General features: G+C 47.6%; 1 protein-coding gene. It reads right to left on the bottom strand.

Annotation, left to right across the window (positions count from 1 at the left end; all coding sequences use genetic code 11):
* Nucleotides 1–178: 178 nt before the first annotated feature.
* Entirely contained in the window at nt 179–424 is a 246-nt protein-coding gene (locus tag D1646_RS13165; RefSeq protein ID WP_160636892.1) for a helix-turn-helix transcriptional regulator, read from the bottom strand.
* Between the last annotated feature and the right edge of the window lie 221 nt (nt 425–645).

Below are 645 nucleotides of genomic sequence, written 5' to 3'. Positions count from 1 at the left end.
GGCCTATCCCTCGTCCCGCCCGCAGGCGGCCTGGCCCCTTTGAAAAGGGGCTCCCGGCGAAGCCGGGCCGGGATTGATTTGCTGGCACTGTTTCGACTTAAAATCTGAAATAGAAGCAGTTTTCCTAAGACAATCCCCCGCCTTTGCCAAAGGGGGCTGGCGGCTTTGCCGCTTTGCTCTATAGCTTTTCCCGGTCCTTACCTGGCGCAGGGTCATCGGAGAGGCCCAGGAGATAGTCAGCAGAAATATTATAATGTTCACATATCAACGAGATTTTCTCTGCGGTTGTGGTGTTGATTCCGCTTTCCATTTCGCTGATACGGCTTTTGCGGACAGAAATAAGGTCGCCAAGCTGCGTCTGAGTCTCCCCGGCTTTTTTACGACATTCTTTTAAACGTTGACCGAATAATTTTTTAGAAAACATTGCCATCCCCCTTGGCAGGTTCTGAATATCGGAATATAATATACCATGTAAGTTCCGAAAAACGAAATATTGGAGGTGCAGCATGAACAGTATTCTGTATGCTTTATTTCAGGGAGAGTACGAAATTAACATGGAACGGGGCAAGGAACAGCAGGAATTGGGGAAAAAGTTATGTGAGGAGTGGGAAAAAATTCAGAAAGTGATGGGAATTGAATTCGTGG

The organism is Pseudoflavonifractor sp. 60, assembly GCF_009911645.1.
Classification (GTDB): domain Bacteria; phylum Bacillota; class Clostridia; order Oscillospirales; family Oscillospiraceae; genus Lawsonibacter.
Note: the sequence above shows the minus strand (reverse complement) of the source record. Positions and strands in the feature narration are given on the sequence as shown.

Bases quoted from the DNA above. Each gene is read 5' to 3' on its own strand.
- D1646_RS13165 (WP_160636892.1), bottom strand. From the start codon at position 424: ATGTTTTCTAAAAAATTATTCGGTCAACGTTTAAAAGAATGTCGTAAA.